At 70.6% G+C, this 23,175-nt stretch carries 26 protein-coding genes and 1 riboswitch; all 26 genes read left to right on the plus strand.

The annotated features are described in order from the left end of the window. The first annotated feature begins 9 nt into the window (after positions 1 to 9). Entirely contained in the window at positions 10 to 513 is a 504-nt protein-coding gene (locus tag ACOOHF_RS13965) for an acetyl-CoA carboxylase biotin carboxyl carrier protein subunit (RefSeq protein WP_419935438.1), read from the plus strand. Continuing rightward, entirely contained in the window at positions 510 to 2,126 is a 1,617-nt protein-coding gene (locus tag ACOOHF_RS13970; protein WP_420462146.1) for an acyl-CoA mutase large subunit family protein, read from the plus strand. The genes ACOOHF_RS13965 and ACOOHF_RS13970 overlap by 4 nt, the downstream gene beginning before the upstream one ends. A gap of 48 nt (positions 2,127 to 2,174) precedes the next feature. Next, positions 2,175 to 2,516 (plus strand): FmdB family zinc ribbon protein, encoded by a 342-nt coding sequence (locus ACOOHF_RS13975; protein ID WP_420462147.1) that lies wholly within the window; start codon positions 2,175 to 2,177, stop codon positions 2,514 to 2,516. Beyond that, positions 2,513 to 4,201, plus strand: a complete 1,689-nt coding sequence (argS, locus tag ACOOHF_RS13980; protein WP_420462148.1) for an arginine--tRNA ligase — start codon at positions 2,513 to 2,515, stop codon at positions 4,199 to 4,201. Before ACOOHF_RS13975 ends, argS begins: the two co-directional genes overlap by 4 nt. Further along, complete coding sequence (locus ACOOHF_RS13985) at positions 4,198 to 5,169, plus strand: PfkB family carbohydrate kinase (protein ID WP_420462149.1); 972 nt, start codon at positions 4,198 to 4,200, stop codon at positions 5,167 to 5,169. The genes argS and ACOOHF_RS13985 overlap by 4 nt, the downstream gene beginning before the upstream one ends. Beyond that, positions 5,166 to 6,191 (plus strand): phosphoribosylformylglycinamidine cyclo-ligase, encoded by a 1,026-nt coding sequence (purM, locus tag ACOOHF_RS13990; protein WP_420462150.1) that lies wholly within the window; start codon positions 5,166 to 5,168, stop codon positions 6,189 to 6,191. Before ACOOHF_RS13985 ends, purM begins: the two co-directional genes overlap by 4 nt. Continuing rightward, positions 6,188 to 7,348, plus strand: a complete 1,161-nt coding sequence (gene ribD / locus ACOOHF_RS13995; RefSeq protein ID WP_419935444.1) for a bifunctional diaminohydroxyphosphoribosylaminopyrimidine deaminase/5-amino-6-(5-phosphoribosylamino)uracil reductase RibD — start codon at positions 6,188 to 6,190, stop codon at positions 7,346 to 7,348. Before purM ends, ribD begins: the two co-directional genes overlap by 4 nt. A 13-nt stretch (positions 7,349 to 7,361) precedes the next feature. After that, a complete protein-coding gene (locus tag ACOOHF_RS14000) occupies positions 7,362 to 7,976 on the plus strand; it encodes a riboflavin synthase (protein ID WP_420462151.1) in 615 nt (204 codons plus the stop codon). A 51-nt stretch (positions 7,977 to 8,027) separates the two neighbouring features. Continuing rightward, a complete protein-coding gene (locus ACOOHF_RS14005; protein WP_419935446.1) occupies positions 8,028 to 9,242 on the plus strand; it encodes a bifunctional 3,4-dihydroxy-2-butanone-4-phosphate synthase/GTP cyclohydrolase II in 1,215 nt (404 codons plus the stop codon). Then, positions 9,239 to 9,721: a 6,7-dimethyl-8-ribityllumazine synthase gene (gene ribH, locus ACOOHF_RS14010; protein WP_419935447.1), complete on the plus strand. Its 483-nt coding sequence runs from the start codon at positions 9,239 to 9,241 to the stop codon at positions 9,719 to 9,721. The genes ACOOHF_RS14005 and ribH overlap by 4 nt, the downstream gene beginning before the upstream one ends. Then, positions 9,718 to 10,152 carry a transcription antitermination factor NusB gene (gene nusB / locus ACOOHF_RS14015; protein ID WP_419935448.1) on the plus strand — a complete coding sequence of 145 codons (435 nt, stop codon included), beginning with the start codon at positions 9,718 to 9,720 and terminating at the stop codon, positions 10,150 to 10,152. The genes ribH and nusB overlap by 4 nt, the downstream gene beginning before the upstream one ends. A gap of 26 nt (positions 10,153 to 10,178) precedes the next feature. Next, positions 10,179 to 11,306, plus strand: coding sequence for a glycosyltransferase family 4 protein (locus ACOOHF_RS14020; protein ID WP_420464377.1), 1,128 nt, complete (start codon positions 10,179 to 10,181; stop codon positions 11,304 to 11,306). Beyond that, entirely contained in the window at positions 11,303 to 11,650 is a 348-nt protein-coding gene (gene hpf / locus ACOOHF_RS14025) for a ribosome hibernation-promoting factor, HPF/YfiA family (protein ID WP_419935449.1), read from the plus strand. Before ACOOHF_RS14020 ends, hpf begins: the two co-directional genes overlap by 4 nt. Continuing rightward, positions 11,647 to 12,603 carry an HPr(Ser) kinase/phosphatase gene (gene hprK, locus ACOOHF_RS14030; protein ID WP_419935450.1) on the plus strand — a complete coding sequence of 319 codons (957 nt, stop codon included), beginning with the start codon at positions 11,647 to 11,649 and terminating at the stop codon, positions 12,601 to 12,603. The genes hpf and hprK overlap by 4 nt, the downstream gene beginning before the upstream one ends. After that, positions 12,596 to 12,994, plus strand: coding sequence for a PTS sugar transporter subunit IIA (locus ACOOHF_RS14035; RefSeq protein WP_419935451.1), 399 nt, complete (start codon positions 12,596 to 12,598; stop codon positions 12,992 to 12,994). Before hprK ends, ACOOHF_RS14035 begins: the two co-directional genes overlap by 8 nt. Before the next feature lie 15 nt (positions 12,995 to 13,009). Further along, positions 13,010 to 13,489 carry a PTS sugar transporter subunit IIB gene (locus tag ACOOHF_RS14040; protein WP_420462152.1) on the plus strand — a complete coding sequence of 160 codons (480 nt, stop codon included), beginning with the start codon at positions 13,010 to 13,012 and terminating at the stop codon, positions 13,487 to 13,489. After that, positions 13,486 to 14,184: a hypothetical protein gene (locus tag ACOOHF_RS14045; protein WP_420462153.1), complete on the plus strand. Its 699-nt coding sequence runs from the start codon at positions 13,486 to 13,488 to the stop codon at positions 14,182 to 14,184. Before ACOOHF_RS14040 ends, ACOOHF_RS14045 begins: the two co-directional genes overlap by 4 nt. After that, positions 14,181 to 14,909 (plus strand): PTS system mannose/fructose/sorbose family transporter subunit IID, encoded by a 729-nt coding sequence (locus ACOOHF_RS14050; RefSeq protein WP_419935454.1) that lies wholly within the window; start codon positions 14,181 to 14,183, stop codon positions 14,907 to 14,909. Before ACOOHF_RS14045 ends, ACOOHF_RS14050 begins: the two co-directional genes overlap by 4 nt. 79 nt (positions 14,910 to 14,988) lie before the next feature. Then, on the plus strand, positions 14,989 to 15,306 hold the full coding sequence (locus tag ACOOHF_RS14055; protein ID WP_419935455.1) for an HPr family phosphocarrier protein: 318 nt from the start codon (positions 14,989 to 14,991) through the stop codon (positions 15,304 to 15,306). Next, positions 15,294 to 17,036 (plus strand): phosphoenolpyruvate--protein phosphotransferase, encoded by a 1,743-nt coding sequence (ptsP, locus tag ACOOHF_RS14060; protein ID WP_420462154.1) that lies wholly within the window; start codon positions 15,294 to 15,296, stop codon positions 17,034 to 17,036. Before ACOOHF_RS14055 ends, ptsP begins: the two co-directional genes overlap by 13 nt. A gap of 119 nt (positions 17,037 to 17,155) precedes the next feature. Continuing rightward, on the plus strand, positions 17,156 to 18,301 hold the full coding sequence (gene metK, locus ACOOHF_RS14065) for a methionine adenosyltransferase (protein WP_419935457.1): 1,146 nt from the start codon (positions 17,156 to 17,158) through the stop codon (positions 18,299 to 18,301). 22 nt (positions 18,302 to 18,323) lie between these two features. Then, complete coding sequence (locus ACOOHF_RS14070; RefSeq protein WP_420462155.1) at positions 18,324 to 18,884, plus strand: bifunctional nuclease family protein; 561 nt, start codon at positions 18,324 to 18,326, stop codon at positions 18,882 to 18,884. An 80-nt stretch (positions 18,885 to 18,964) separates the two neighbouring features. Then, positions 18,965 to 19,052: riboswitch (cobalamin riboswitch) on the plus strand. A 206-nt stretch (positions 19,053 to 19,258) separates the two neighbouring features. Beyond that, positions 19,259 to 20,071, plus strand: coding sequence for an ABC transporter substrate-binding protein (locus ACOOHF_RS14075; protein WP_420462156.1), 813 nt, complete (start codon positions 19,259 to 19,261; stop codon positions 20,069 to 20,071). After that, the gene (locus tag ACOOHF_RS14080) at positions 20,068 to 21,057 is read left to right on the plus strand and encodes a FecCD family ABC transporter permease (protein ID WP_420462157.1); all 990 of its coding nucleotides are present in this window, start codon (positions 20,068 to 20,070) and stop codon (positions 21,055 to 21,057) included. The genes ACOOHF_RS14075 and ACOOHF_RS14080 overlap by 4 nt, the downstream gene beginning before the upstream one ends. Beyond that, positions 21,050 to 21,913 carry an ABC transporter ATP-binding protein gene (locus ACOOHF_RS14085; protein ID WP_419935461.1) on the plus strand — a complete coding sequence of 288 codons (864 nt, stop codon included), beginning with the start codon at positions 21,050 to 21,052 and terminating at the stop codon, positions 21,911 to 21,913. Before ACOOHF_RS14080 ends, ACOOHF_RS14085 begins: the two co-directional genes overlap by 8 nt. 128 nt (positions 21,914 to 22,041) lie before the next feature. Beyond that, entirely contained in the window at positions 22,042 to 23,169 is a 1,128-nt protein-coding gene (locus ACOOHF_RS14090) for a hypothetical protein (protein ID WP_419935462.1), read from the plus strand. Positions 23,170 to 23,175: the final 6 nt, after the last annotated feature.

A 23,175-nucleotide genomic window follows, 5' to 3' on the forward strand; every position in this document is an offset into this window, starting at 1 on the left:
TCGGTCGCCGTGAAGTACCACGTCGAGGTGGGCGGCGAGAACTTCGAGGTCGAGCGCCTGGCCTCCGGCGTGCGGATGGGCGCGTGGGAGCCGGAAGCCGAACTGACCCGCCTCGCCGCGGGCGAGCTGCATCTGGTTCTGGACGTCGCGAACCACCGGGTGTTCGCACGCCGGACGGGAGAGGGGTGGCGGCTGACCATACGCGGCCGGACGTTCGATGTCGCGGTCGAGGACGAGCGCACCCGGGCGATCCGCAAGCTGACCGGCCGGTCCGGCGGCGAGGGCGGGCCGCGTGAGATGCGCGCGCCGATGGCGGGACTGGTCGTCCGTGTGCTCGTTGAGCCCGGAGAGCACGTCGAGCCGGGAGACCCGTTGGTCGTGATCGAGGCCATGAAGATGGAGAACGAACTGCGTGCGGAGGATCCGGGCACCGTGGGGGAGATCGCCGTGCGCCCCGGAGACATCGTGGACCGCGATCAGCGCCTCGTTACGCTCGCGACGGAGAGCGCATGAGCGAGCGAGATCGCTGGCAGCGCGAGACCCTCGGGCCGCACGTGTCGAAGCGCCCGGAGCGGCGATCGTCGTTCACGACCTCGAGCGGCATCGAGGTCGAGTCCGTCTACGACGGGGAAGGGGCGACGTCCGACCGGTCCTGCCCCGGCGAGTTTCCCTATACGCGCGGCGTCTACCCGACGATGTACCGGGGTCGGCTCTGGACCATGCGCCAATACGCCGGGTTCGGAACGGCCGGCGAGACGAACCGCCGCTTCCGCTATCTGCTCGACTCCGGCCAGACCGGGCTTTCGGTCGCCTTCGACCTGCCGACGCAAATGGGATACGACTCCGACGACCCGAAGGTACGGGGCGAAGTCGGGCGCGTCGGCGTGGCGATCGATTCGATCGAGGACATGCACCGGCTGTTCGAGGAAATCCCGCTCGCCACGGTGTCGACCTCGATGACGATCAACGCCACGGCGCCGCTTCTCCTGGCGATGTATGCCGGCGTGGCGGAGGAACGCGGCATCGCGCGCGCCGACCTGCGGGGAACCGTCCAGAATGACGTCCTGAAGGAGTTCATCGCCCGCGGAACCTACATCTATCCGGTGGAGCCGAGCCTCCGGTTCGTGACGGACGTGTTCGACTTCTGCGCGGCGGAGATGCCTCGCTGGCGCTCCGTGTCGATCAGCGGATATCACATCCGGGAGGCCGGAGCCACCGCGGCCCAGGAACTCGCGTTCACGCTCGCGAACGGGATCGAGTATGTGAGGCGCGCGGTCGAAAGCGGCCTCGACGTGGACGATTTTGCCCCCGGGCTCAGCTTCTTCTTCTCGGCGGACCGGCTCTTCTTCGAGGAGGCCGCGAAGTTCCGGGCCGCGCGGCGCATGTGGGCACGATTGATGCGGGACCGCTTCGGTGCGGCGGACGAGAGCTGTCGGCTGCGCTTCCACGCGCAGACCGCGGGGTCTTCCCTGACCGCGCAGCAGCCCCTCAACAACGTCGTTCGGGTCGCGCTCCAGGCGCTCTCCGCCGTGCTCGGCGGCGCGCAGTCGTTGCACGCGAACAGCTACGACGAGGCGCTCTCGCTGCCGGGCGCGGAGGCGGCGCGTCTCGCGCTCCGCACGCAGCAGGTCCTGGCCGCGGAGACCGGCGTCGGCGATACCGTCGACCCGTTGGGAGGCTCGTATTTCGTCGAGTCGCTCACCGACGCGCTCGAGGCGCGGGCCCGGAAGTACATCGCGCGGATCGACGAACTGGGCGGTGCCGTCCGGGCGATCGACTACATGCAGGACGAGATCCATCGGGCCGCCTACCGGCATCAGCGGGCGATCGAGCGCGGGGACCTCGAGGTCGTGGGCGTGAACGTCCACGACGATCCCGTGCCCGTCGAGACCCCGACGCCGCCCGACTACGCCCGCCTCGCGGAGGAACAGCGTCGGAGGCTGGCCGGGCTCAAGGCCGCCCGCGACGCCCCGGACGTCGAGGCGTCGCTGGCCCGGATCCGGCGAACCGCGGCCGGGGATGCTAACCTGCTCCCCGTCCTGATCGACGCCGTCCGGCGCCGGGTCACTCTGGGCGAGATCAGCCACGCTCTCCGCGATGTGTGGGGAGAGTACCGGCCGGGCTGACGGGCGGACGCGCCGCCAGGCTTCGAAACTCCGATCCGGGGACGCTGAATGCCGACGTACGAATATCGATGCCGGGGTTGCCGCCATGCGTTCGAGAGATTCCAGCGCATGTCGGACGAGCCCATCCGCGTGTGTCCGTCCTGCGGTGAGCGGCGGGTCGAGCGTCTCATCTCCGCCGGGGGCGGGATCGTCTTCAAGGGGCCCGGATTCTACGCCACGGACTACCGCCGGCCGGAGAGTGGAGACGAGAAGAAATCCGGATCGGAGGCCCCGGCCGACGCTGGCGATGGAGCGTCGAAGTCCGGTGCGGCCGGGGGCGACGGCAGTGGCAAGGCCGAGGGCGGCAGCACCGACACGAAGCCACGGCGCGACCGGGGCGCCGCCTCGTGACACACGACGCCGCGTTCGCCCGCCTCTCCGCGGCGCTGGAGTCCGCGCTCGCCGCGGCCGGAGCCCCGGAGGGCTTCTCGCCGACCCTCGAGCGGCCGCGGGATCCGTCCCGCGGGGACTGGGCGTCCAACGCCGCCCTCGTCCTCGGGCGGCGGCTCGGTCAGCCACCCCGCAGCCTGGCGGAGCGCGTGTGCGAGGTGATCGACCGGGATGCGGCCGGGATCGAGACGGCCGAGGTCGCCGGCCCCGGTTTCCTCAACTTCCGGCTCTCGGACCAATCGATCTGGCCCCGGCTGGCGGCCATCCTGGAGGCCGATACGCGTTGGGGCCGAAGTCGGGCCGTCCCGCCCCGGCGCGTGAACGTCGAGTTCGTCTCGGCCAACCCGACGGGTCCCCTGCACGTGGCGCACGGCCGCGGCGCCGCCCTCGGCGACGCGGTGGCTTCTCTCCTCGAATGGACGGGTCACGAGGTGACGCGGGAGTTCTACATCAACGACGCCGGGCGGCAGATCGAACTGCTGGCGGAGTCCGTCGAAGCCCGCTACGAGGAGTCGGCCGGCCGTTCGGCGTCCGTCCCCGAGGGCGGGTATCACGGCGAGTACGTGAGGGAGGTCGCCGAGCAGATCCGCGACACGGCCGGCGTCGACGTCCTCGCCTCGCTCGAGCCGGAAGGCCGCCGGGCCCGCTTCCGGCAGGACGCGGTGCGGCTCCTCCGTGAGCAGCAGGCGCGGGACCTGTCCGGGTTCGGCGTCGAGATGGACCTCTTCTTCTCCGAGCGGTCGCTGTACGACTCCGGCGCGATCGGCCGCCTCCTAGAACGCCTGGCGGCGCGGGGTCTGACGTACCGGGAGGAGGGGGCGACCTGGCTCCGGACCTCGGATTTCGGCGACGAGAAGGACCGCGTCCTGATCAAGAACGATGGCTCCTTCACCTACTTCCTGCCGGACCTGGCGTACCATCTGGACAAGGCGAGCCGCGGCTTCGATCTCGCCATCGACGTGTGGGGCGCCGACCACCAGGGGCACGAGAAGCGCATGCTGGCGGCGCTCGGGGGGCTGGAGCGCGCGGACCTGCTCGAGGTGCTCATCATCCAGCTGGTCACGATCACGCGTGGCGGGAAGGAGGTCCGGATGAGCAAGCGGGCCGGCCGTTTCGTCACGCTCGGCGAGCTGGTCGACGAGACCGGGCCCGACGTCGCGCGGTACTTCTTCCTCATGCGACGCCCCGAGGTACACCTCAACTTCGACCTCGATCTGGCCCTCGACACGTCCGACGCGAACCCCGTGTACAAGGTCCAGTACGCGCACGCCCGCATGTGCAGCGTGTTCAGGAAGGCGGGGATGCGCCCCGAGGATGTGGGAGCCGACTTCGAAGCGCCGACGGCCCCGGGGACCGGCGCGGAGCGTGGCGTGGCCATGGCGGTCCTCCGGCTTCCGGACGTCATCTCGGCGGCCGCGGAGAGTCGGGCTCCTCACACGGTGTGCGCCTACCTGGAGGAGACCGCCGGGCTGGTCAACGCGTGGTATCACCAGGGCAACCTGGACCCGCAGCTCCGGATCCTGGCCGACGTGCGGGAGCGGTCCGCCCGGATCCGGCTCGCTCGCGCGGTGCAGATCACGCTTCGGAACGGTCTTCGTGCGCTGGGCCTGTCGGCCCCCGAGGCGCTCTCGCGGGCGGCGGCGTGACGGCCGTGGAGAGTGCGGGGAACGGCGTCCACGTCGGGCCGGCACCGATCCTCGTGGTCGGAAGCGTGGCGCTCGACGAGATCACGACGCCGATCGGGCACCGCCGCGAAGTGGTCGGGGGCACCGCCGTGAACTTCAGCGCCGCGGCGTCGCTCTTCGCCCCGGTCCAGCTGGTCGGGGTCATCGGAGACGACTATCCGACCGCGGAACTCGAGTTCCTCCGGAGACGGGGGACCGACCTGACGGGTCTCGAGCGCCGGCCGGGCCGGAGCTTCCGCTGGGGCGGCGTCTACCACCGGGACATGAAGACGCGGGATACCGCATATACCGAACTGGGTGTGTTCTCGGAGTTCGAGCCCACCCTCCCGGCGTCGTTCAGGGGTGCCGGCTGGGCGTTTCTCGGCGCGATCGACCCCGCGCTCCAACTGAGCGTGCTCGACCAGCTCGCCGCGCCGCGGCTCGTCGCGTGCGACACGATGAACTACTGGATCGAGCGGGCGCCGGAGCGGCTGCGGGAGGTCATCTCGAAGATCGATCTCCTCACCCTGAACGACGAAGAGGCGCGGCAACTCTCCGCGGAGCCGAACCTCACCCGCGCGGCACGCTGGATCCAGCGGCGGGGGCCGCGGCACGTCGTGATCAAGAAGGGCGAGCACGGCGCCGTCCTCTTCTCCGGCGACGACATGTTTCTCGGCCCCGGCTTCCCGCTCGAGGACGTGGTCGACCCCACGGGGGCCGGTGACGCGTTCGCGGGCGGGCTGCTCGGGTATCTGGCCCGTTGCCGATCAGTTACGGATTCGGAATTGCGCCGTGCGATCGTGTACGGGTGTGCCCTCGGTTCCTTCGCGTGCGAAGCCTTCGGGGCGGGCCGGATTGCGCGGCTCACCGCGGCCGAGGTGGAGGAGCGGGTGCGAAGCTTCCGGGAGATGACGACATTCGACATGCCGGCTCGACGGGTGGAGACATGAAGGACGGTTTGACGTACCGCGACGCGGGGGTGGACCTCGAAGCGGCGCGCACGACGAAGGCGCGCCTCTCCGAACTCGTGCGCCGCACCCGGACCGACGCGGTGAGTTCGGATTTCGGTTCGTTCGGAGGGCGCTTCCGCGCGACGCCGGGCCGGGAGCTGGTCGCGAGCGCCGATGGCGTGGGGACGAAGCTCAAGATCGCGTTCATGGCGGACCGCCACGATACGGTGGGCGCGGATCTTGTGAACCATTGCGTCAACGACATCCTCGTCGAAGGAGCCCGGCCCCTGGTCTTCCTCGACTACGTCGCCTGCGGCGTCCTGGATCCGGACACCGTCACGAGTGTCGTGACCGGCCTCGCGGAGGCCTGCCGCGAGAACGGGTGCGCGCTGCTCGGCGGCGAGACGGCGGAGATGCCGGACTTCTACGCCGAGGGCGAGTACGACCTCGCCGGGTTCATCGTCGGCGAAGTCGCCTGGCCGGAACTCACCCGACGGGAGCTCTCGGCCGGCGATCGCCTCATCGGACTCGCTTCGAGCGGGGTTCACACCAACGGCTACAGCTTCGTACGCGCGCTCTTCTTCGGACGGCTCGGGCTCGGAGTGCACGACCCCTTCCCCGGGAGCGAGGCGTCGGTGTCCGAGGTCCTGCTTCGCCCCCATCGGAGCTATCTCCCGATCCTCGCACCGAGCCTCGACGCGGGCCGGATTCGGGCCCTGGCCCACATCACGGGCGGCGGGATTCCCGGCAACCTGGACCGGGTGATCGGCGGGGACCTGGACGCGGTCGTGCGTACGGACGCGTGGCGGCGACCCCACGAGTTCGAGGTCATCGCGCGCGAGAGCCTCGCGGACGAGGCGGAACTCTTCCGGATCTTCAACATGGGCGTCGGCATGATCGCCATCGTCGGGGCCGGAGATGTGGGGCCCGTGCTGGACCAGGCGCGCGCCTCGGGCTGCGACGCGTTCGTATGCGGCGAACTCGTCGAGGGCACGGGAAGGGTCCGGCTGGAGGGGGTGTGACCGTGCGCGGATTCGACCCGATCGCAGGTGCCCCGCCCAGCCGCACCGAGGATGTCCGGCATATACGCGAGGCGTTGGCCCTGGCCCGCAGGGGGCTGGGCCGGGTGTCGCCCAACCCCCTCGTCGGGGCGGTCGTGGCGCGGGGGAAGCAGGTCCTCGGGACCGGCTGGCACAGCGAGTACGGCGGCGATCACGCGGAGGTCGTCGCGTTGCGGGAGGCGGGCGCTCGCGCCGCGGGCGCGACGCTGTACGTGAGCCTCGAACCGTGCCGCCACACGGGGCAAACGCCGCCGTGCACCGCCGCGATCATCCGATCCGGCATCCGGCGCGTGGTGATCGCCTGCCGCGATCCCAATCCGGAGGCCCGCCACGGGGCGGAGGTACTGCGGCAGGCGGGTCTCGATGTCGAGATCGGAATCGAGGGCACCGCAGCCAAGCGGCTGAACGCGCCATTCCTCTGGTTCCACCAGGAGTGGGTTCCCTTCGCGTCGCTGAAACTCGCGCTCTCTCTCGACGCGAAGCTCGGGGCGGAGCGCGTCCGAACCCCCGTGACCGGGATACGGGCGCTCGACGAAGTTCACCGCCTGCGGGCCTGCCACGATGCGATCCTCATCGGGCGCAGGACGGTGGCGGTCGACGACCCTCTCCTCACGGCCCGGGGAGAGGAGCAGCCGCGAGTCCCCCCCGTGCGGGCGGTGCTGGATACGACCCTCAAACTGGATACGCGAAGCCAGCTCGTGCGCACCGTCGAACAGGCGCCCGTGTGGGTGTTCGCGGATGCCGCGGCGGAGGGCTTCGAGGAGCGGGCGGCGCCGCTCCGGGACGCGGGCGCCGAGGTGATTGGAGTGCCGCGGCGCGACGAGCACTCCCTGAGCGTGAGCGCGGTCTGGAACGAACTCGCCATGCGCGGCGTCCTCTCCGTCCTCATCGAGGGTGGGGGGCAGGTCGCCGCGGCGACGCTGCGCAGGGGCCACGTCCAGAGAATCCACGCCTTCCTGGCCCCCGTCTTCTTCGGGGATGGAGGGGTACCCGCGTTTCCGGGGCTCGGCCCCTCGTCGCCGGGCGATTGGCGTCCGGTCCAGCGCGAATCGCTGGGGCAGGACACCCGGATCGTGTTCGAGCACCGGCGACTCGACGAAGTACTGCGCCGGCTCTGAGCGGTCGAGGCAAGTGTTCACCGGCATCGTGCAGGCGGTCGGCGAGGTGGCGGACCGGGAGCAGCGGGCGGACGGCCTGCGGCTGACGATCGCCCGCGTCCCCTTCCTCGACGGACTGGAGCCGGGCGACTCCGTTTCCCTGGCGGGCGTCTGCACGACGGTGGTCGACATCCACCCCCGCGATGAAGCGTTCGGCGTCGATGTGGTGGAAGCCACGCTGGCGCGGACGACGATCGGCGACTGGCGGGTCGGCGACGCCGTGAACCTGGAGCCCGCGCTGCGGGCCGGAGACCCGCTGGGCGGCCATTTCGTGCAGGGACATGTCGACGGCGTCGGAACGGTCGCTGCGGCCTCGTGGGAGGGTTCATCCGGGAGTCTGGAGATCACCCTCCCCGGCGGGATCGAAACCGTGACCGTACCGCAGGGCTCGTTCGCGATCGACGGGGTGAGTCTGACGGTGAACCGCCTCGCGGGCGCCATCGCGCGATTCGCGATCATCCCTTATACATGGACCCACACCACTCTGGGGCGCCTCACTCCCGGCGCGCGGGTCAACGTGGAGGCGGACCTGATCGGCAAGTACGTCGCTCGCGCCGTCCGCCCGTACTCGACGCCGGCGGAGGGTTGAGGCCGGGCGCCACTTCGCATGAACCCGAAACACTGACTTCGGCTGACGGATATGCCTACAGACACCGTGGAAGCTGCGATCGCACGCATTCGCAGCGGGGGAATGGTCATCATCGCCGATGACGAGGATCGCGAGAATGAAGGCGACCTCGTCTGCGCGGCGGAATCGGCCACGCCCGAGACGATCAACTTCATGTGCACGCACGGGCGGGGGCTGATCTGCCTCACCCTGCCGGAGGAGATCGCCGACCGGCTCGACCTCCCGCTCATGACGAACGCCAAGCTCACCGACCCGAACAAGACCGCGTTCACCGTATCGATCGATGCGCGGCAGGATTTCGGGGTTTCGACGGGGATCTCGGCCCAGGATCGGGCCCGGACGATCCGCGTCGCGGTGGATCCGAAGACCCGCCCCTCCGATCTCATCCGGCCGGGTCACATCTTCCCCCTGCGGGCCAAGCCCGGGGGCGTGCTGCAGCGGGTCGGCCAGACCGAGGCCTCGGTCGATCTGGCGCGACTCGCCGGGCTCACGCCGGCGGGCGTCATCTGCGAGATCCTGAACGCCGACGGAACGATGGCGCGCCGCCCGGAGCTCGAGGCGTTCTCGGCCGGGCACGATATCCCGTTCATCACGGTCGCCGGCATCGTCTCGCACCGGCTGCGCACGGAGAGCCTCGTGAGGCGCATCGCGGAAGCCGAACTCCCCACGCCGTGGGGGGACTTCCGGATCGTGGGGTACGCGAACGATGTCGATGAACGGGAGCATGTCGCGCTCATCCGCGGCGACGTGGCGGGGAAGGCGGACGTGCCCGTTCGCGTCCACTCCCGGTGTCTCACGGGGGACGTCTTCCACTCCCGCCGCTGCGACTGCGGAGGTCAGCTCGAAGCCGCGATGCGCCTGGTGGTCGAATGCGGAGCGGGGGTCATCGTCTACCTGGACCAGGAAGGACGGGGGATCGGGCTGCTGAACAAGCTCCGGGCCTACGAATTGCAGGACGAGGGGCACGACACGGTCGAGGCGAACGAGGCCCTCGGCTTCCCGCCCGATCTCCGCAACTACGGCATCGGCGCGCAGATCCTCGCCGATCTCGGCCTTCATTCGATTCGGATCATGACGAACAACCCCAAGAAGCTGGCCGGATTGGAGGGCTTCGGTCTCGTGATCAGCGACCGCATCCCTCTGGACCTCGGCCCCGTCGACGACCGCGTGATCCCCTATCTCGAGGCCAAGCGCAAGAAGCTGGGACACCTCTCCGGGTCCGCGTGAGGACGAAGTCGGACGCTCCCCCCGGCGACCCGGCGGTCGACGGTGCCGGACGGCGGGTCTGCGTCATCGTGAGCCGCTTCAACTCCGCGGTGACCGAACGATTGCTGGAAGGCGCGGCGCGGACCCTCGTCGAGGGCGGCGTGGCTGCGGAACACCTCGACACCGTGTTCGTGCCGGGGGCGTGGGAACTGCCCCTCGCCGCTCGCGAAGCGGCCGCGCGGGGCTATGACGCGATCGTGGCGCTGGGCTGCGTGATTCGCGGCGAGACGGCGCATTTCGACCACGTGAGCCGGGGGGCCGCCGACGGCCTCGCGCGCGTGCAACTGGACACGGGCGTCCCGGTGGGCTTCGGCGTCCTCACGCCGGACAACATCGAGCAGGCGCTGGCCCGAGCCGGCGGCGAACTCGGGAACGCGGGCGTGGATGCGGCCCGGGCGGCGCTGGAGATGGCCGCTCTCCGCGGGCGGCTGAACGCATGACGCGCCCCGCCCGTACACACGTCCGCTCGCGGTCGCGCAGCTGGACGCTGAACCTGCTCTACGCCTGGGAACTCGGCGGCGACGGGACGCCGCTGGCGTACGCGCAGCGGACGCTGGCGCACCGCACGATGTCAGAGCGCTACCGGCCCCATGTCGAGCGCCTGCTCGATACGGTGGGCCGCAACCTCGCCGAGATCGACGCCGCGATCGTGCGGCACGCCTCCAACTGGCGACTCGAACGCCTGCACGCCATCGATCGAAACATCCTTCGCATCGGGATCGCCGAACTGCGCTGGTTCGACGATGTGCCGCCCAGGGTGACGATCCACGAGGCCCTGAAGCTGGCGCACCGGTACGGGAGCCCCGGCAGCCCCCGTTTCCTGAACGGGGTCCTCGACGCGGTCCTGAAGGCGGGAGAGGTCGAGCCCTGAGCGACCCCGGGGCTCGACCGCTCCGGATCCTCCTCCTCAACTGGCAGGATCGGGAGAACCCGGAGGCTGGAGGAGCCGAACTCCACCTGCACGAGGTCTACGGCCGCCTCGCGGATCGGGGGCACGAGGTGCGCGCCGTCGTCGGCGGGTGGCTCGGGGCGCCACGCTTCGCGAGGCTGGACGGAATCGAAGTCGAGCGCGTCGGGGGCCGGTACAGCTACGCGGCGCGGGCCCGGAGCGCGGCCGTCCGCACCGTACGGAGCTTCGCGCCGGACCTCGTGGTCGAGGATATCAACAAGATTCCGCTCTATTCGCCGCTGTGGGCCGGCGTGCCCGTGGTCGCCCTCGTCCCGCATCTCTTCGGTGCGACCGCCTTCGCGGAGGCGCGTTTTCCCGTTGCGGCGGCGGTGTGGGCGGCGGAGCGCGCGATCCCGCGCGTCTACCGGCGTTGTCCCTTCCAGGCCATCTCCGAGAGCACCGCGCTCGATCTCACGAAGCGCGGCCTCCTCGCGCGCGACATCACCGTCATCCCCCCCGGCATGGACCACGACACGTATCGTCCCGGGACCCCGCGGGATCGTGCGGAGGAGCCGACGCTGCTCTATGTGGGACGTCTGAAGCGATACAAGGGCCTCGACATCCTGTTCGATGTCCTCCCCCGGCTGCGGCAGCGGATCCCCGGGGTCAAGCTCGTGATCGTCGGGCGCGGCAGCGACGAGGCCCGACTCCGGCGACTCGCGGCCCGTTACTCGCCGGGGAAGCCGGGGAAGGACGTGCGCCTTTTGGGGTACGTCTCGGAGGAGGAGAAGGTGGGCTGGCTACGCCGGGCGTGGGCCGTGGTCTATCCTTCGCCGAAGGAAGGGTGGGGGATGACCAATGTGGAAGCCGCCGCCTGCGGGACGCCGGTGATCGCGAGCGATTCACAGGGGTTGCGCGAGTCCGTCGACGAGGGAAGATCGGGACTCCTCGCGCGGCACGGAGACGTCGAGTCGTGGACGCAGGCGCTCCTGCGGGTTCTGGGGGACCCGGCCACGCGCGACCGGCTGGGGAAGGGTGGCATCGCGCACGCCGCCCGTTTCTCGTGGTCCCGTGCAGCGGACGAGACCGAAGCGCACCTTTACCACACAATCGACAACCTTGATGAGGATCGATGAAAACCATCATCACCGCGCGCAACACGGATGTGTCGGACCTTCGCGACGTCATCGAGGCGCGCTTCCAGCGCCTGGAGCGTTTCGAGCCGCGCGCCTCGAGAGCCGAAATCGTGTTCACACGCGAGAAGCTGTCGGTGCGGGCCGCGGCCGTGGTCAGCGTCGACCGTGCACGGCCCGTGCACGGCGAGGCCGAGGGGCCGGATCCGCGCACGGCGCTGGACCGGCTCACGGAGAAGCTCGGCAACCAGTTGCGCCGCAATCACGACCGGTACCGTGAACACGCGGCCCCCCCCCTGGACGAACTCTTCGGCGATCCGTTCGACGGCGATGGCGCGACCGGGTGACGCTCACGGTGGCGTCGCTCCTGCGGCGCAAGAAGGAGGCCTTTTCCCTCGCGGTCCTCGCGGGGGAGTCCGGGCTGGAACGGGAGATCCGCGTACCGGAGGTCTCTTCGCCGGGGCTGGCGCTGGCCGGATACACCAAGCGCTTCGTCGCGAAGCGCGTCCAGATCTTCGGCCAGACCGAGATCGCCTATCTCAACAGTTTGACCGGGTCCGAGCGCGCCTCCGCGCTCGAGTTCGTCTTCCGCTCCGGCGTGCCGTGCGCCTTCGTCACCAAGAGCCAGGAACCGCCGCGACAGCTGCTGGCGGCGGCCGATTCCGCGGGGGTCACGCTCCTGGAGACGCCGCTCAAGACCGGTGACTTCTATCGGCGGCTGCAGCCCTACCTCGAGGAGGAGTTCGCGCCCCGGACCTCCATCCACGGGTCACTCGCCGACGTGTACGGGATCGGCCTTCTCTTCACGGGCCCATCCGGCAGCGGGAAGAGCGAGTGCGTTCTCGACCTCGTCGAGCGCGGGCACCGGCTCGTCGCCGACGACCTCATCCTCGTCCATCGACGGCAGAGCGACATCCTCCTCGGGCGGGCCCACGAACACCAGCGGCATCACATGGAGATCCGCGGGGTCGGGATCATCGATGTGAGGGCGATGTTCGGGATCCGCGCGGTGCGGCAGCAGAAGCGGATCGAAGTCGTGGTTGAACTCGAGGTCTGGGGCGCGCGCGACGACTACGACCGGACGGGTCTCGAGACGGAGGAGTGCGAGATCCTGGGTGTGAAGCTGCCGAGAATCCGGATCCCTCTGAATCCGGGCAAGAACATCACGGTCATCGCCGAGGTGGTGGCGATGAACCACCTCCTCCGGTACTCGGGGGAAGACCCGGCGACGGCCTTCGAACGGGATCTCATCGAGCGCATGCGGCCGGTGCAGGACTACCTCGAGTCCGACGATGAGTGAGGGCGTCCGGGGCGTGGTCGTGGCGCACGCGGAACTGGCTCCCGCCCTGGTGGCCGCGGTGGAGACGATCAGCGGGGTGACTGACGCGCTGCGACCCGTGAGTAACGAAGGGCTGGGGCCGGATGCGCTGCGCGAGGCCATCCGGGAGGCGGTCGGGAGCGACGGGACCCTCCTCTTCGTCGACCTCGCCGGAGGAAGCTGCGCCGTGGCAGGCCTCAGGCATGTGAGGGAGAACCGGGATGCCGCCTGCATCACCGGCGTCAACCTCCCCATGCTGCTGGACTTCGTCTTCCACCGGGAGTTGCCGCTCGACGTCCTCGTCGCCCGGTTGCTCCGAAAGGGGCAGGGCGGGCAGCAGGCCCACCCGGGCTTCTCCGCCCGGACGGGCTGAGTCCGGGAGAAGCGCATGCCCTTCGAGCTCTTCCGAATCGACGAGCGGCTGATCCATGGCCAGGTGATCGTCGGCTGGGGCAACCGCCTCGGGCTCCAATTCTACGTGATCGTGGATGAGGTGCTCGCCGCGAGCGACTGGGAGCAGGAAATCTGGGCCAGCGCGCTGGGCCGGGAGGCGACCGCGGAGTTCCTTCCGGCGCTGGAGACCGCGCGGCGCTTCGCGGAACTCGAGGCGCGCCCGGGGCGGGGCGCTCTGCTGACCCGGGATACGGCCACCATGCGGGCGCTGGCGGAGTACGGCTGCCTCGACGGCCGCGCGGTCAACGTCGGCGGCCTGCACGACGGACCGGGACGGCGGAAGATCCTCGACTACCTCCATCTGTCCCGCGACGAATTCGAGGATCTGAAGGCGATCGGCCGCCACGGCGTCGTGTCCGCCCGGGACGTGCCCACGGCGCGCGCGGTGCCGCTCAGGGATCTCGAGCCCCGATGATGGGCATCGAACTCTCGCTCGGGGACTGGCTGCTCGCCTGCGCCCTGGGGAGCATCGTCGGTCTGGATGCGGTGTCCTGGCCCCAGGTGATGTGGTCACGGCCGATCGTGGCGGCCACGTTGGGCGGGCTCCTCTTCGGGGCCCCTGCCGGCGGGTTCCTCGTCGGCACCTGGCTCGAAATCGTCCTGTCCCGCCACCCGCCGTTCGGCGGCGCGCGGCACGCCGAGACCGGGCCGGCGGCCTTCACGGCCGGCGCCGCGTACGGGATGGCCCAGACCGGTGCGGTCATCGGGGTGCCGGCCGCCGTCGTCTGCGGTTGGGCGATCGGCTGGGCCGGGGCGTACTCGGTGACCGTGCTCCGGGTCGCGACGGCTCGCCTCTGGGCCTCGTCGGGCCGCGCCCGCGGCGGCGCGGCCGCCCTCGCGCGGCGCCACAGGCTGGCCATGCTGATGGACGGGGCCCGGGGGGCGCTCCTCGTCGCCTCGCTGCTCGTGCCATCCGTGCTCTTCGTGCGCCTCCTCTCGACGCAGCCGCCCGGCAGCTTCGGCCTCGCGTGGTCGCCGGCCCTCGCCGCGATCGGCCTGGCCGGCATGGGTGGGGTTGCCGCGCGGGCCCTCGGCACCCGGCGACGCGACTGGCCGGGCCTGGCAGCGGGCGGGTTGCTCGGCGCCCTGCTCGCGGGAGTCCTCGCGTGAGGCCGCGACGTCGGGATTTCGCCCGGGCCCTGTTGCGCAGCTTTTCCATCCAGGGGTCGTGGAACCACCGGACGATGACCGGACCCGGGATGGCCTTCGCTCTCTCGCCGCTCCTGACGCGGATCCACGCGGACGACCCGGCCGCCCTCGACGCGGCCCTGGAACGTCACGCCAGCCCGTTCAACGCCCACCCCTACCTGGCTCCCGTCGCGATCGGCGCCCTGGCGCGCCTCGAGCACGAGGGGGAGGATCCCGACACTCTGCTGCGCTTCCGCTCTGCGTTGCGGGCCCCCCTCGGGGCGCTGGGAGACGAAACGATGTGGGCGGGCTGGCGCCCCTTCTGCGCCTCCGCCGCGGCCATCGCCTTCCTCCTCGGATTCGATGCCGTCACGGCGGCCGCCGGCTTCCTCGTCGTGTACAACCTCGGACACTTCGCGCTCCGGCTCTGGGGGCTGCGATGCGGATGGAAGGCGGGCCGTGGCGTGGGCGCCGCGCTGAGGAGAGTTCCTTTCCGGAGGCTCGCGCGGGTCTTCGTCCTCGCCAGCCAGGTGCTCATCGGCGCCCTCGCCGCCATCCTCGTCGCGCGCGTCCCGGGGGGCGCGCCGTCGCCGTGGATCGTGGGGGTGGCGGTCGGCGCGGGGCTGAGTGGTTATGTTGTGCCCCGTCACATCTCGCGGGTCGCGCTGGCGAGCCTGCTCGTCGCCTGCGTGGCGTGGTTCCTGTGAGCATGTGGATGGCCGCCGGCACCCCCGGCGAAGTGCGGCCCGAGACCAATCGTTCGCTCGACCGGAGCGAAGGGTATCTGTGAAGACACGACACGAAGGAGCGGTTCGTATTCGGAACCGGCTGGGGCTGCACGCCCGCCCGGCGGCCGAGTTCGTGAAACTGGCCAGCCGGTTCGATGCCGAAGTGTGGGTGGAGAAGGAGGCGATGGAAGTGAACGGGAAGAGCATCATGGGCGTGATGATGCTCGCCGCGGAGGCCGGGTCCTCGATTCGCATCCGGGCGGAGGGGTCCGAGGCGGCGTCGGCCGTCGACGCCCTCATGGCGCTCGTGACGTCGGGCTTTTCCGAGGAACTCGTCACGGACGGAGCGGGTACGGAGCCCCCGTGCGAGAGATAATCCACGGCATCGGCGCTTCTCCGGGCCGGGCCCTGGGGTCGGTCCGGCGGCTCGAGGCGCGCCCGTGGCGGCCCGAACACCGGACCATCGCGGCGGACGCGGTGGAACGCGAGGTCGAACGGTTGGAGGAAGCGCTCCGATGGGCCGCCGATCGCATCCGTGACACACGCGCGCGCGCGGCCCGTTCGCTGGGCGAGGTCGAGGCGAACATCTTCGACCCCCAGATCCTCATCCTCTCGGATCCGGATCTCGTATCGGGTACCATCCGCTACATCCGCGAGAACTTCCTCTCCGCGGAGCGCGCCTTCGATTGGCGCCTGACGGAACTCCGCACCGCGATCCTGGACGTGGGGCACCTCATGGTCGTGGACCGCCTCGCCGACCTGCGGGACATCCGCTCCCACGTGCTCGCCCGTCTCGCCGGTCACGAGGGAGAGCCGCTCGCGCTCCCGAAGGAGGAGGCGGTGATCGTGACGGAAGACCTGACGCCGCAGGTCGCGGTCCGGCTCGATCCGGATCTCGTGCTGGGCGTCGCGAGCGGGTCCGGGTCCCGGACGTCGCACAGCACGCTCCTCGCGCGGTCGCTCGGCATCCCGGCGGTCGTCGGACTCGGGCGCGGTCTCGCGAGCGTCGCGGATGGGGATGCGGTGCTCCTCGATGGCGGCACCGGCCGGGTCGTCCTGAGGCCGGAGCCCGCCGAGGTGGCGGCGCACGTCCGGAGAGTCCGGCGTTTTTCGGACATCGGGGACATCGGGCTCGAGCGCGGCCCGTTGTTCACGGCCGACGGGGAGCGCGTGCACCTGCGGGCGAACATCGACCAGCCCCACGATGTCCCCGCCGCGCGCCGCGTGGGCGCGGAGGGGGTCGGCCTGTTCCGGTCCGAGTTCCTCGTCATCGGCCGGCGCGTGATCCCGAGCGAGGAGGAGCAGTACGAGGCCTACCGTGAGGTCGTCGAGGGCTTCCCGGGACATCCGGTGACGCTGCGCACCTTCGATATCGGCGGCGACAAGTTCCCCCTCTTCCTCGACATTCCACCCGAAGCAAATCCGTATCTGGGGTGGCGCGCCATCCGGGTGTGCCTGGACCGGCCGGCGCTGTTCCGGAACCAGCTGCGCGCCGCGATCCGGGCGGGCGGGGAGGAGAGCCGCATGCGGATCCTCGTCCCCTTCGTCATTTCCGAGGCGGAGATCCTGCGCACGAAGGAGATCGTGGACGGCGTGCGGGAGGAACTCGGTCATCCGCGGCGGGTTCCGTTCGGCGTCATGGTGGAGACACCGGCCCTGGCGGAGACGCTCGATCTGGTCGGACGCCACCTCGACTTCATCAGCCTCGGTACGAACGACCTGACCCAGTATTCGCTCGCCGTGGACCGCGGGAACGCGCGGCTGCAGCACCTGTCTGACCCGCTTCACCCGGCGATGGTGCGCAGCTATCGCCGCGTGTTCGACGCCGCGAGCGACCTGGAGCTCGAGATCGGGGTGTGCGGCGATCTGGCGGCCGACCCCATCGGCCTCGCCCTGCTGCTCGCCCTCGGCTACCGGGACTTCAGCCTCGCCCCCGCGTCGATCCTGGAGGTGCGCGAACTCGTGGGCCTGCTCTCCACCGCGGAGTTGGAGCGGGTCTGGGCCAGCGGCGCCCTCGCCGCTGGAGGGGCGGAACTGCGCCGACAGCTGAGCGGCTATCTGGCGGAGGCGGTCCCCTCGAGTCCTCCGTCGCTCTCGATGCCCTAGCCGCCTGCGACGGATGGCCGTCCGTGGCCACGTTGCCTGGGGGGTGCCCGGCGGCCACTATCTTGGCCGCCCCGCGCAAAGCAGCGGCACGGCGCAAACCTCTGATTCGGAGAGCCAGTTTGGTCAAGGGGACACAACCGTTCTCCTCGGAATCGGTCACCGAGGGCCATCCCGACAAGATCGCCGACCAGATCTCCGACGCGGTCCTCGACGGGATCCTGTCGGAAGACCCCGAGGGCCGGGTCGCCTGCGAGACACTCGTGACGACGGGACTCGTCCTGATTGCGGGAGAGATCACGACCCGTGCGAAGATCAACATCTCCGAGATCGCCCGTTCGGTGTTGCGGGATATCGGATACACGCGGGCCGAGCACGGCATCCAGTGCGACCAGTGCAGCGTCCTCACCGCGATCGACGAGCAGTCGCAGAACATCGCGCAGGGCGTGGATGTCGGCGGTGCCGGCGACCAGGGCATGATGTTCGGGTATGCGACGGATGAGACGCCCGAATTGATGCCGCGGCCCATCATGCTGGCACACGGGCTGGTGCGGCGTCTCGCCGAAGTCCGGAAGTCCGGCGAAATCCCGTGGCTCAGGCCGGACGGCAAGGCCCAGGTGTCCGTCCAATACCGCGATGGGGAGCCTGTCCGGGTCGATACCGTCGTGGTCGCGGCCCAGCACGACGAGGGTGTCGGGCAGGACGCGATCACGGAGGCGATCATCGACGGGGTCATCACCCCGGTGCTCCCCGCGGAGCTGCACGACCGGAACGAGGTCCGATATCACATCAACCCGACGGGCCGGTTCGAGATCGGCGGACCGCAGGGGGACGCCGGGCTCACGGGCCGGAAGATCATCGTGGACACGTACGGAGGCATGGGGCGGCACGGGGGCGGCGCCTTCTCCGGCAAGGACCCCTCGAAGGTGGACCGGTCCGCGGCCTACGCGGCGCGCTGGATCGCCAAGAACCTGGTGGCGGCGGGTCTTGCCCGGCGGGTCGAGGTCCAGCTCGCGTATGCGATCGGAGTCGCGGAACCCGTGAGCGTCATGGTCGATACCTTCGGTACCGGAAACGTGAGCGACGGCGAACTGGCCCGTCGCGTATCGGAAGTCTTCGATCTGAGACCGCGTGCGATCATCGAGCGGTTGGGGCTGCGCCGCCCGATCTATCGCCGGACGGCCACCTACGGTCATTTCGGTCGGAGGGCCAGGGACGGAGGGTTCGCGTGGGAACGCACGGATCAGGTCGAGGCGCTCGCGGGATGACGGCGGTCGGAGGGGCGTCCGCGTGAGTGAGAGCACCATGTGCGAGGTCACGGTGGCCAGCCTCGGGCTCGACCGGACCTCGGGCGCGCCGGTCGTCATCCTGAAGGAGAAGGAGGGGGAGCGCATCCTCCCGATCTGGATCGGGCCGGGGGAGGCGTCCGCGATCGCGATGGAACTGGCCGGCGTCCGGTTCGCCCGCCCCCTCACGCACGATCTGTTCAACGCCGTCGTTCGCGGGCTCGGAAGCGCGTTCGTGCGCGTCCTCATCACGAAGGTCATCGACAACACGTACTACGCATCCCTCGTCTTCCGCCGGAACGGCGAGTTCATCTCCATCGATTCGCGCCCCAGCGACAGCATTGCGCTCGCCCTTCGGGCCGAGGCCCCGATCTATGCGGAGGAGGGTCTGCTGGAGACTTCTCCCTTCGGAATCGCGGAGGGGGGTCTGGAGGACGCCGCGGAGGACCTCGCCGACGACCCGCGGGGTGTCTCCGAGACCGGGGAGGCGGCGAGTTCGGAGGAGGCGCTCAGCGACTACCTCAAGAACCTGGATCCGGAGGACTTCGGACGCTTCGAGCCCTGAGCGTCCCTCCGCCGGGGCTCGCTTGCGGGTGCCATCGCGGTGCGCGCATCTTCCGGCCACGCTCGGAGACATGGACGGGCAAACGGAAGCCGGTGAGAATCCGGCGCGGCCCCGCCACTGTGAGAGGCCCGCGTCGCAGCGCGGAAAGAGCCTCGAGCCAGGAGACGTGTTCCTCCATGCCCCTACGCAAGCTCTTCGCGGGAAGAGCGGGGCCGGCCTGCCGCCGCATGGGCCATCGCTGCGCCCCGCTCGATTCGGGAGCGGGGATGAAACGACACGCCGGATTCGCTTCGCACCTTCTGCTGGCCGTTGCCGCAGCGGCCTGTGCCGCTCCGCAACCGGGGGGGCGCGGGCAGCCCGAGGGAGCACGGCCGGTGGCCGACCCCCGTCGCATCGTTTCTCTCGTTCCCGCAGCGACGGAGATCCTCTTCGGCCTCGGAGCCGGAGACCGGATCGTGGGCCGCACGCGCTGGGGGGTGTATCCGCCCGCGGCGCGGCGCATCCCGGATGTGGGCGACGGAATCCGCCCCGCCATGGAGGCCGTTGTCGCGCGGAATCCGGATCTCGTCATCCTCTACGATGGGGAGGCGAACCGAACGAGCCGGGAGCGGCTCGGGCGGCTGGGGGTGCCGACCCTCGCGCTGCGGCATGACACCCTGGAGGACCTGCGACGCAACATCCTGCGCCTGGGCGAGGTCGTCGGGTGTCCGGCGGGCGGGCGCGTGCTGGTCGACCGGATCGAGCGCGGGCTCGCGGCGGCGACGGCAGCGACGAAGGGCCGGCTGCGCATCCGCGTCTACTACGACGCCTGGGCGGAGCCGCCGATGACGATCGGGCGCGGCAGCTTCATCGATTCGCTCCTCGCGGTCGCGGGCGCGACGAACGTCTTCGGCGACCTCGACGCGGCCTCGCCTCGGGTCAGCCTCGAGGCGATCATCGAGCGGGATCCGGAACGAATCCTCGTCGCGGTGCCGGGGGAGGCGCTGGACCGGCAGCCCGACTTCGCCGGCCGGAACGGCTGGGAGCGCATCCCCGCGGTTTCCGCCGGGCGCGTCACTACGCTGGATCGGGACCTCGTGACCCGCCTCGGGCCGCGCGTGGCCGAGGCGGCGTGGGCCATCGCCGGGGCGCTGCACGGGGTCCTCCCGCACGTTCCGGCGCCCTCCGACCCTCCCTGCCCCTCGTGAGGCGGCCCGGCCGCGGGGCGCTCCTCCTCCTCGTCCTCCTCGCGGGGGCGATGCTCCTCGGGCTCCTGTTCGGTGCGGCGACCGTGTCTCCGGCGGAGGTGTGGCGGGCGTTCGCGGGTCTCGATGTCGATCCCTCGTCGCGGACGATCGTCCTCTCGCTGCGTCTCCCCCGGGTGGTGGCCGCCGTGCTCACCGGGATCGCGCTGGCGGTGTCCGGTACCCTGTTCCAGGCCCTCCTTCGCAACCCGCTCGCGGAGCCGTACCTGCTCGGCGTCTCGTCGGGCGCGGCGCTGGGTGCGGTCCTCGCGCTGACCGTGCTGGGCGGGGCGCTCGGCCCCGCGGGCACGGCGGCTTTCGCGCTGGCGGGAGCGCTGGTCGCGATCGCGATCGTGTTTCGCGTCGCCCTCGGGGTCGGTCGTCTGGATACGCACGTGCTCATCCTCGCGGGAGTCGTCGTCGCCGCCTTCTTCGGGGCGGGCGTGATGCTCCTGCTCTCCGTGGCCGAGGCGGATGCGACCCGGTCCGCCATCCTGTGGACGATGGGGAGCCTCGAGCGGGCGGGATGGGAGTCGACGATCATCCTCGCCGTGACGACGCTCGTCGGCGGGGCGCTCGCCTTCGGGATGTCGCGGCATCTCAACGCGCTCGCGCTCGGAGAGGAAGCGGCCGCGTACCTGGGCGCGCGCGTGGAACTGATCAAGCGTGCGGCCTACCTGATCGCATCGCTGCTGGCCGCGGTGGCGGTGAGCACGGCAGGGGTGATCGGTTTCGTGGGCCTCGTCGTGCCGCACGGCGCCCGCATGCTGTGGGGCGGTGACCACCGCACGCTTCTCCCGCTCGGCGCGCTCGGAGGCGCCGCGGCCCTGGTTCTGGCGGACATGGTGGCCCGAACCGCGCTCCGGCCGCTGGAACTCCCGGTCGGCGTCGTGACCGCCCTCATCGGCGTACCGCTCTTCCTCGTGCTGCTCAAGCGGACCCATGGCTGAAGGCGTCCGGACGGCGTACCGCCTCGACGGCGTGACGTTCCGGTATCCGGGCGCGGCGGATGCGGCCGTTCGGGAGGTCACGCTTGAACTCCGCGAGGCCGCGTTTACCGCCATCATCGGTCCGAACGGGGCCGGGAAGAGCACCCTGGTGCGCCTGTTGGGGGGCATCCTCGCGCCCACGGCGGGTTCGGTGCGGCTCGACGACCGGTCCCTCCCGGAGTGGGGTCGCCGAGCGCTGGCCCGCCGCGTCGCGGTGGTGTCCCAGGACGCGCCGCCCGAGGCCCTCCGCAGCAGCCTCCGGGCCTACGTGGAACTCGGTCGCAACCCGTACGTGAGTCCCTGGGCGGCGCTCGGAGCCCGAGACCGGGAGGTCACGGACCGCGTGCTCGCGTGGGCGGACCTGGAGCGCCTCGCGTCGCGTCCGCTCGCACAACTGTCCGGCGGAGAACGCCAGCGCGCCAAGCTCGCCCGCGCGCTCGCGCAGGAGCCCGGTGTCCTCGTCCTCGACGAGCCCTCCGCGCACCTCGACTTCCGGCACGCGCTCTGGGTGTTCGATGCGCTCCGGGCCCGGGTGCGTGAAGAAGCGCTCACCGTCATCTGCATCACGCACGACATGCAGCTCGCGAGCCGGTACGCCGACCGGCTGATCCTCCTTGACCGGGGGCGGGTCGTCGGGGCAGGCCGCCCCGGCGAGGTCCTGCTCTCACCCGCGCTGGGCGAGGCCTATGGTTGCGAGGTCAGCGTTCAGCCGCTGGGGGAACTGGGTCATTCGGTGCTGCCTGTCCGGGCGCGGCCCCGGGAGGCCGACTCGCGGGAGCCGCGTCGCGACTTGGGGGTCGTCGGACGTTACACTTGACGGGGGTCGCGAGGAACGTCTCGGGCGGCCACACTTCGGGACCGGAGGTTGCCGCATGCGGCGCGCCCCGTCCCGTGCGTGGCGGATCAACGCGTACCTGCGACATCGGGCCACAAGAGGAGAAGAGAATGCGGAAGCGCGAATGGGTGCGGGTATGCCTGCTGGCCGCCGTCGCGGCCGGGTGCAACGAATCGACCGGGCCGGACGGGAACGGGGGCCCGATCACGCCGGACAGATCCGAGGTGGCGGTCCTCAATTCGATTTCGGGGACGCTGCAGCAGTTCAATCGAATCGACGGGCGCCTCGTTCCGTTCGGCCGGGACATTCAGTTGGGCGCCGGGTTCAACGGCGAGACCGCGGACTTCCTCCAGGACCTGTGGGTGACGACCTCGGAGTCACCGGGTGGCAGCCAGGTCATCTTCGGATCCTTCTCGACCGGCGAGCAGGCGATCGCGATGTTCCCGGACAACGCCGCCGTGGACCCGGCAAAGCCGACGGTGGTCGCGGACGCGAGCGGGACGCTGGGTGCCCTCGTGCCCTCCCGCGGGCGGGACGGGATCTATATCGCGTTTCCGGGCAGCCCGACCGCGCAGTTGCTCATCGATGGCGTCGGCACCTTCCCGGAACGGGCCGTGCCGGCGGGTCTCTACATCGTCTCGATGGACGGCAACCTCGATGACGAAGGAGACGGTCGGCCCATCGGGCCATCCCGCGTGGTACTGCACGAATTCGTGAGCGGCAGCTATTTCGATGAGGTGAGGCTTCCGGAGGGGACCGTGGGAGCGACAGAGGCCCTCGCGCTCCAGGAAAACCTCCTCTTCCTGGCCGGGGGAAGTCTGGATTCCGTGACCGCCGCCCCCGCGGGCGACGGCCGCCTGGTGGAAATCGACATGTCCAGCCGCGACGTGCAGGACGTGCACGTACTCGGCGGGAACGGCGTCTCGATGGAGCCGGGGCGGAACGGCCTCATCTACGTCGTGCGGACCAAGGGGCCGGGGACGGCGGAGACCGACATCCTGTCGTTCAACTTCTCCACCCGGCACTTCGACCGCGGGCCGGACAACCCCATTCAGCCGCTCGACCGGGACGGGTCGAACCTCAGTTGCCGGGTCGCCACCTCGTTCGTCGACAGCCAGGTGCTCTGTGCGACCTACGAAACGGCTTCGCAGGGACGCCTCGTCCTCCTCGAAGCGACGGGCGAGTTCATCGCCGACGTCGCGGTCGGGGCGGGAGCGACCGACATCCTGATGCGCTGAGGCAGG

This window comes from Candidatus Palauibacter sp. (genome assembly GCF_965216145.1).
GTDB lineage: Bacteria > Gemmatimonadota > Gemmatimonadetes > Palauibacterales > Palauibacteraceae > Palauibacter.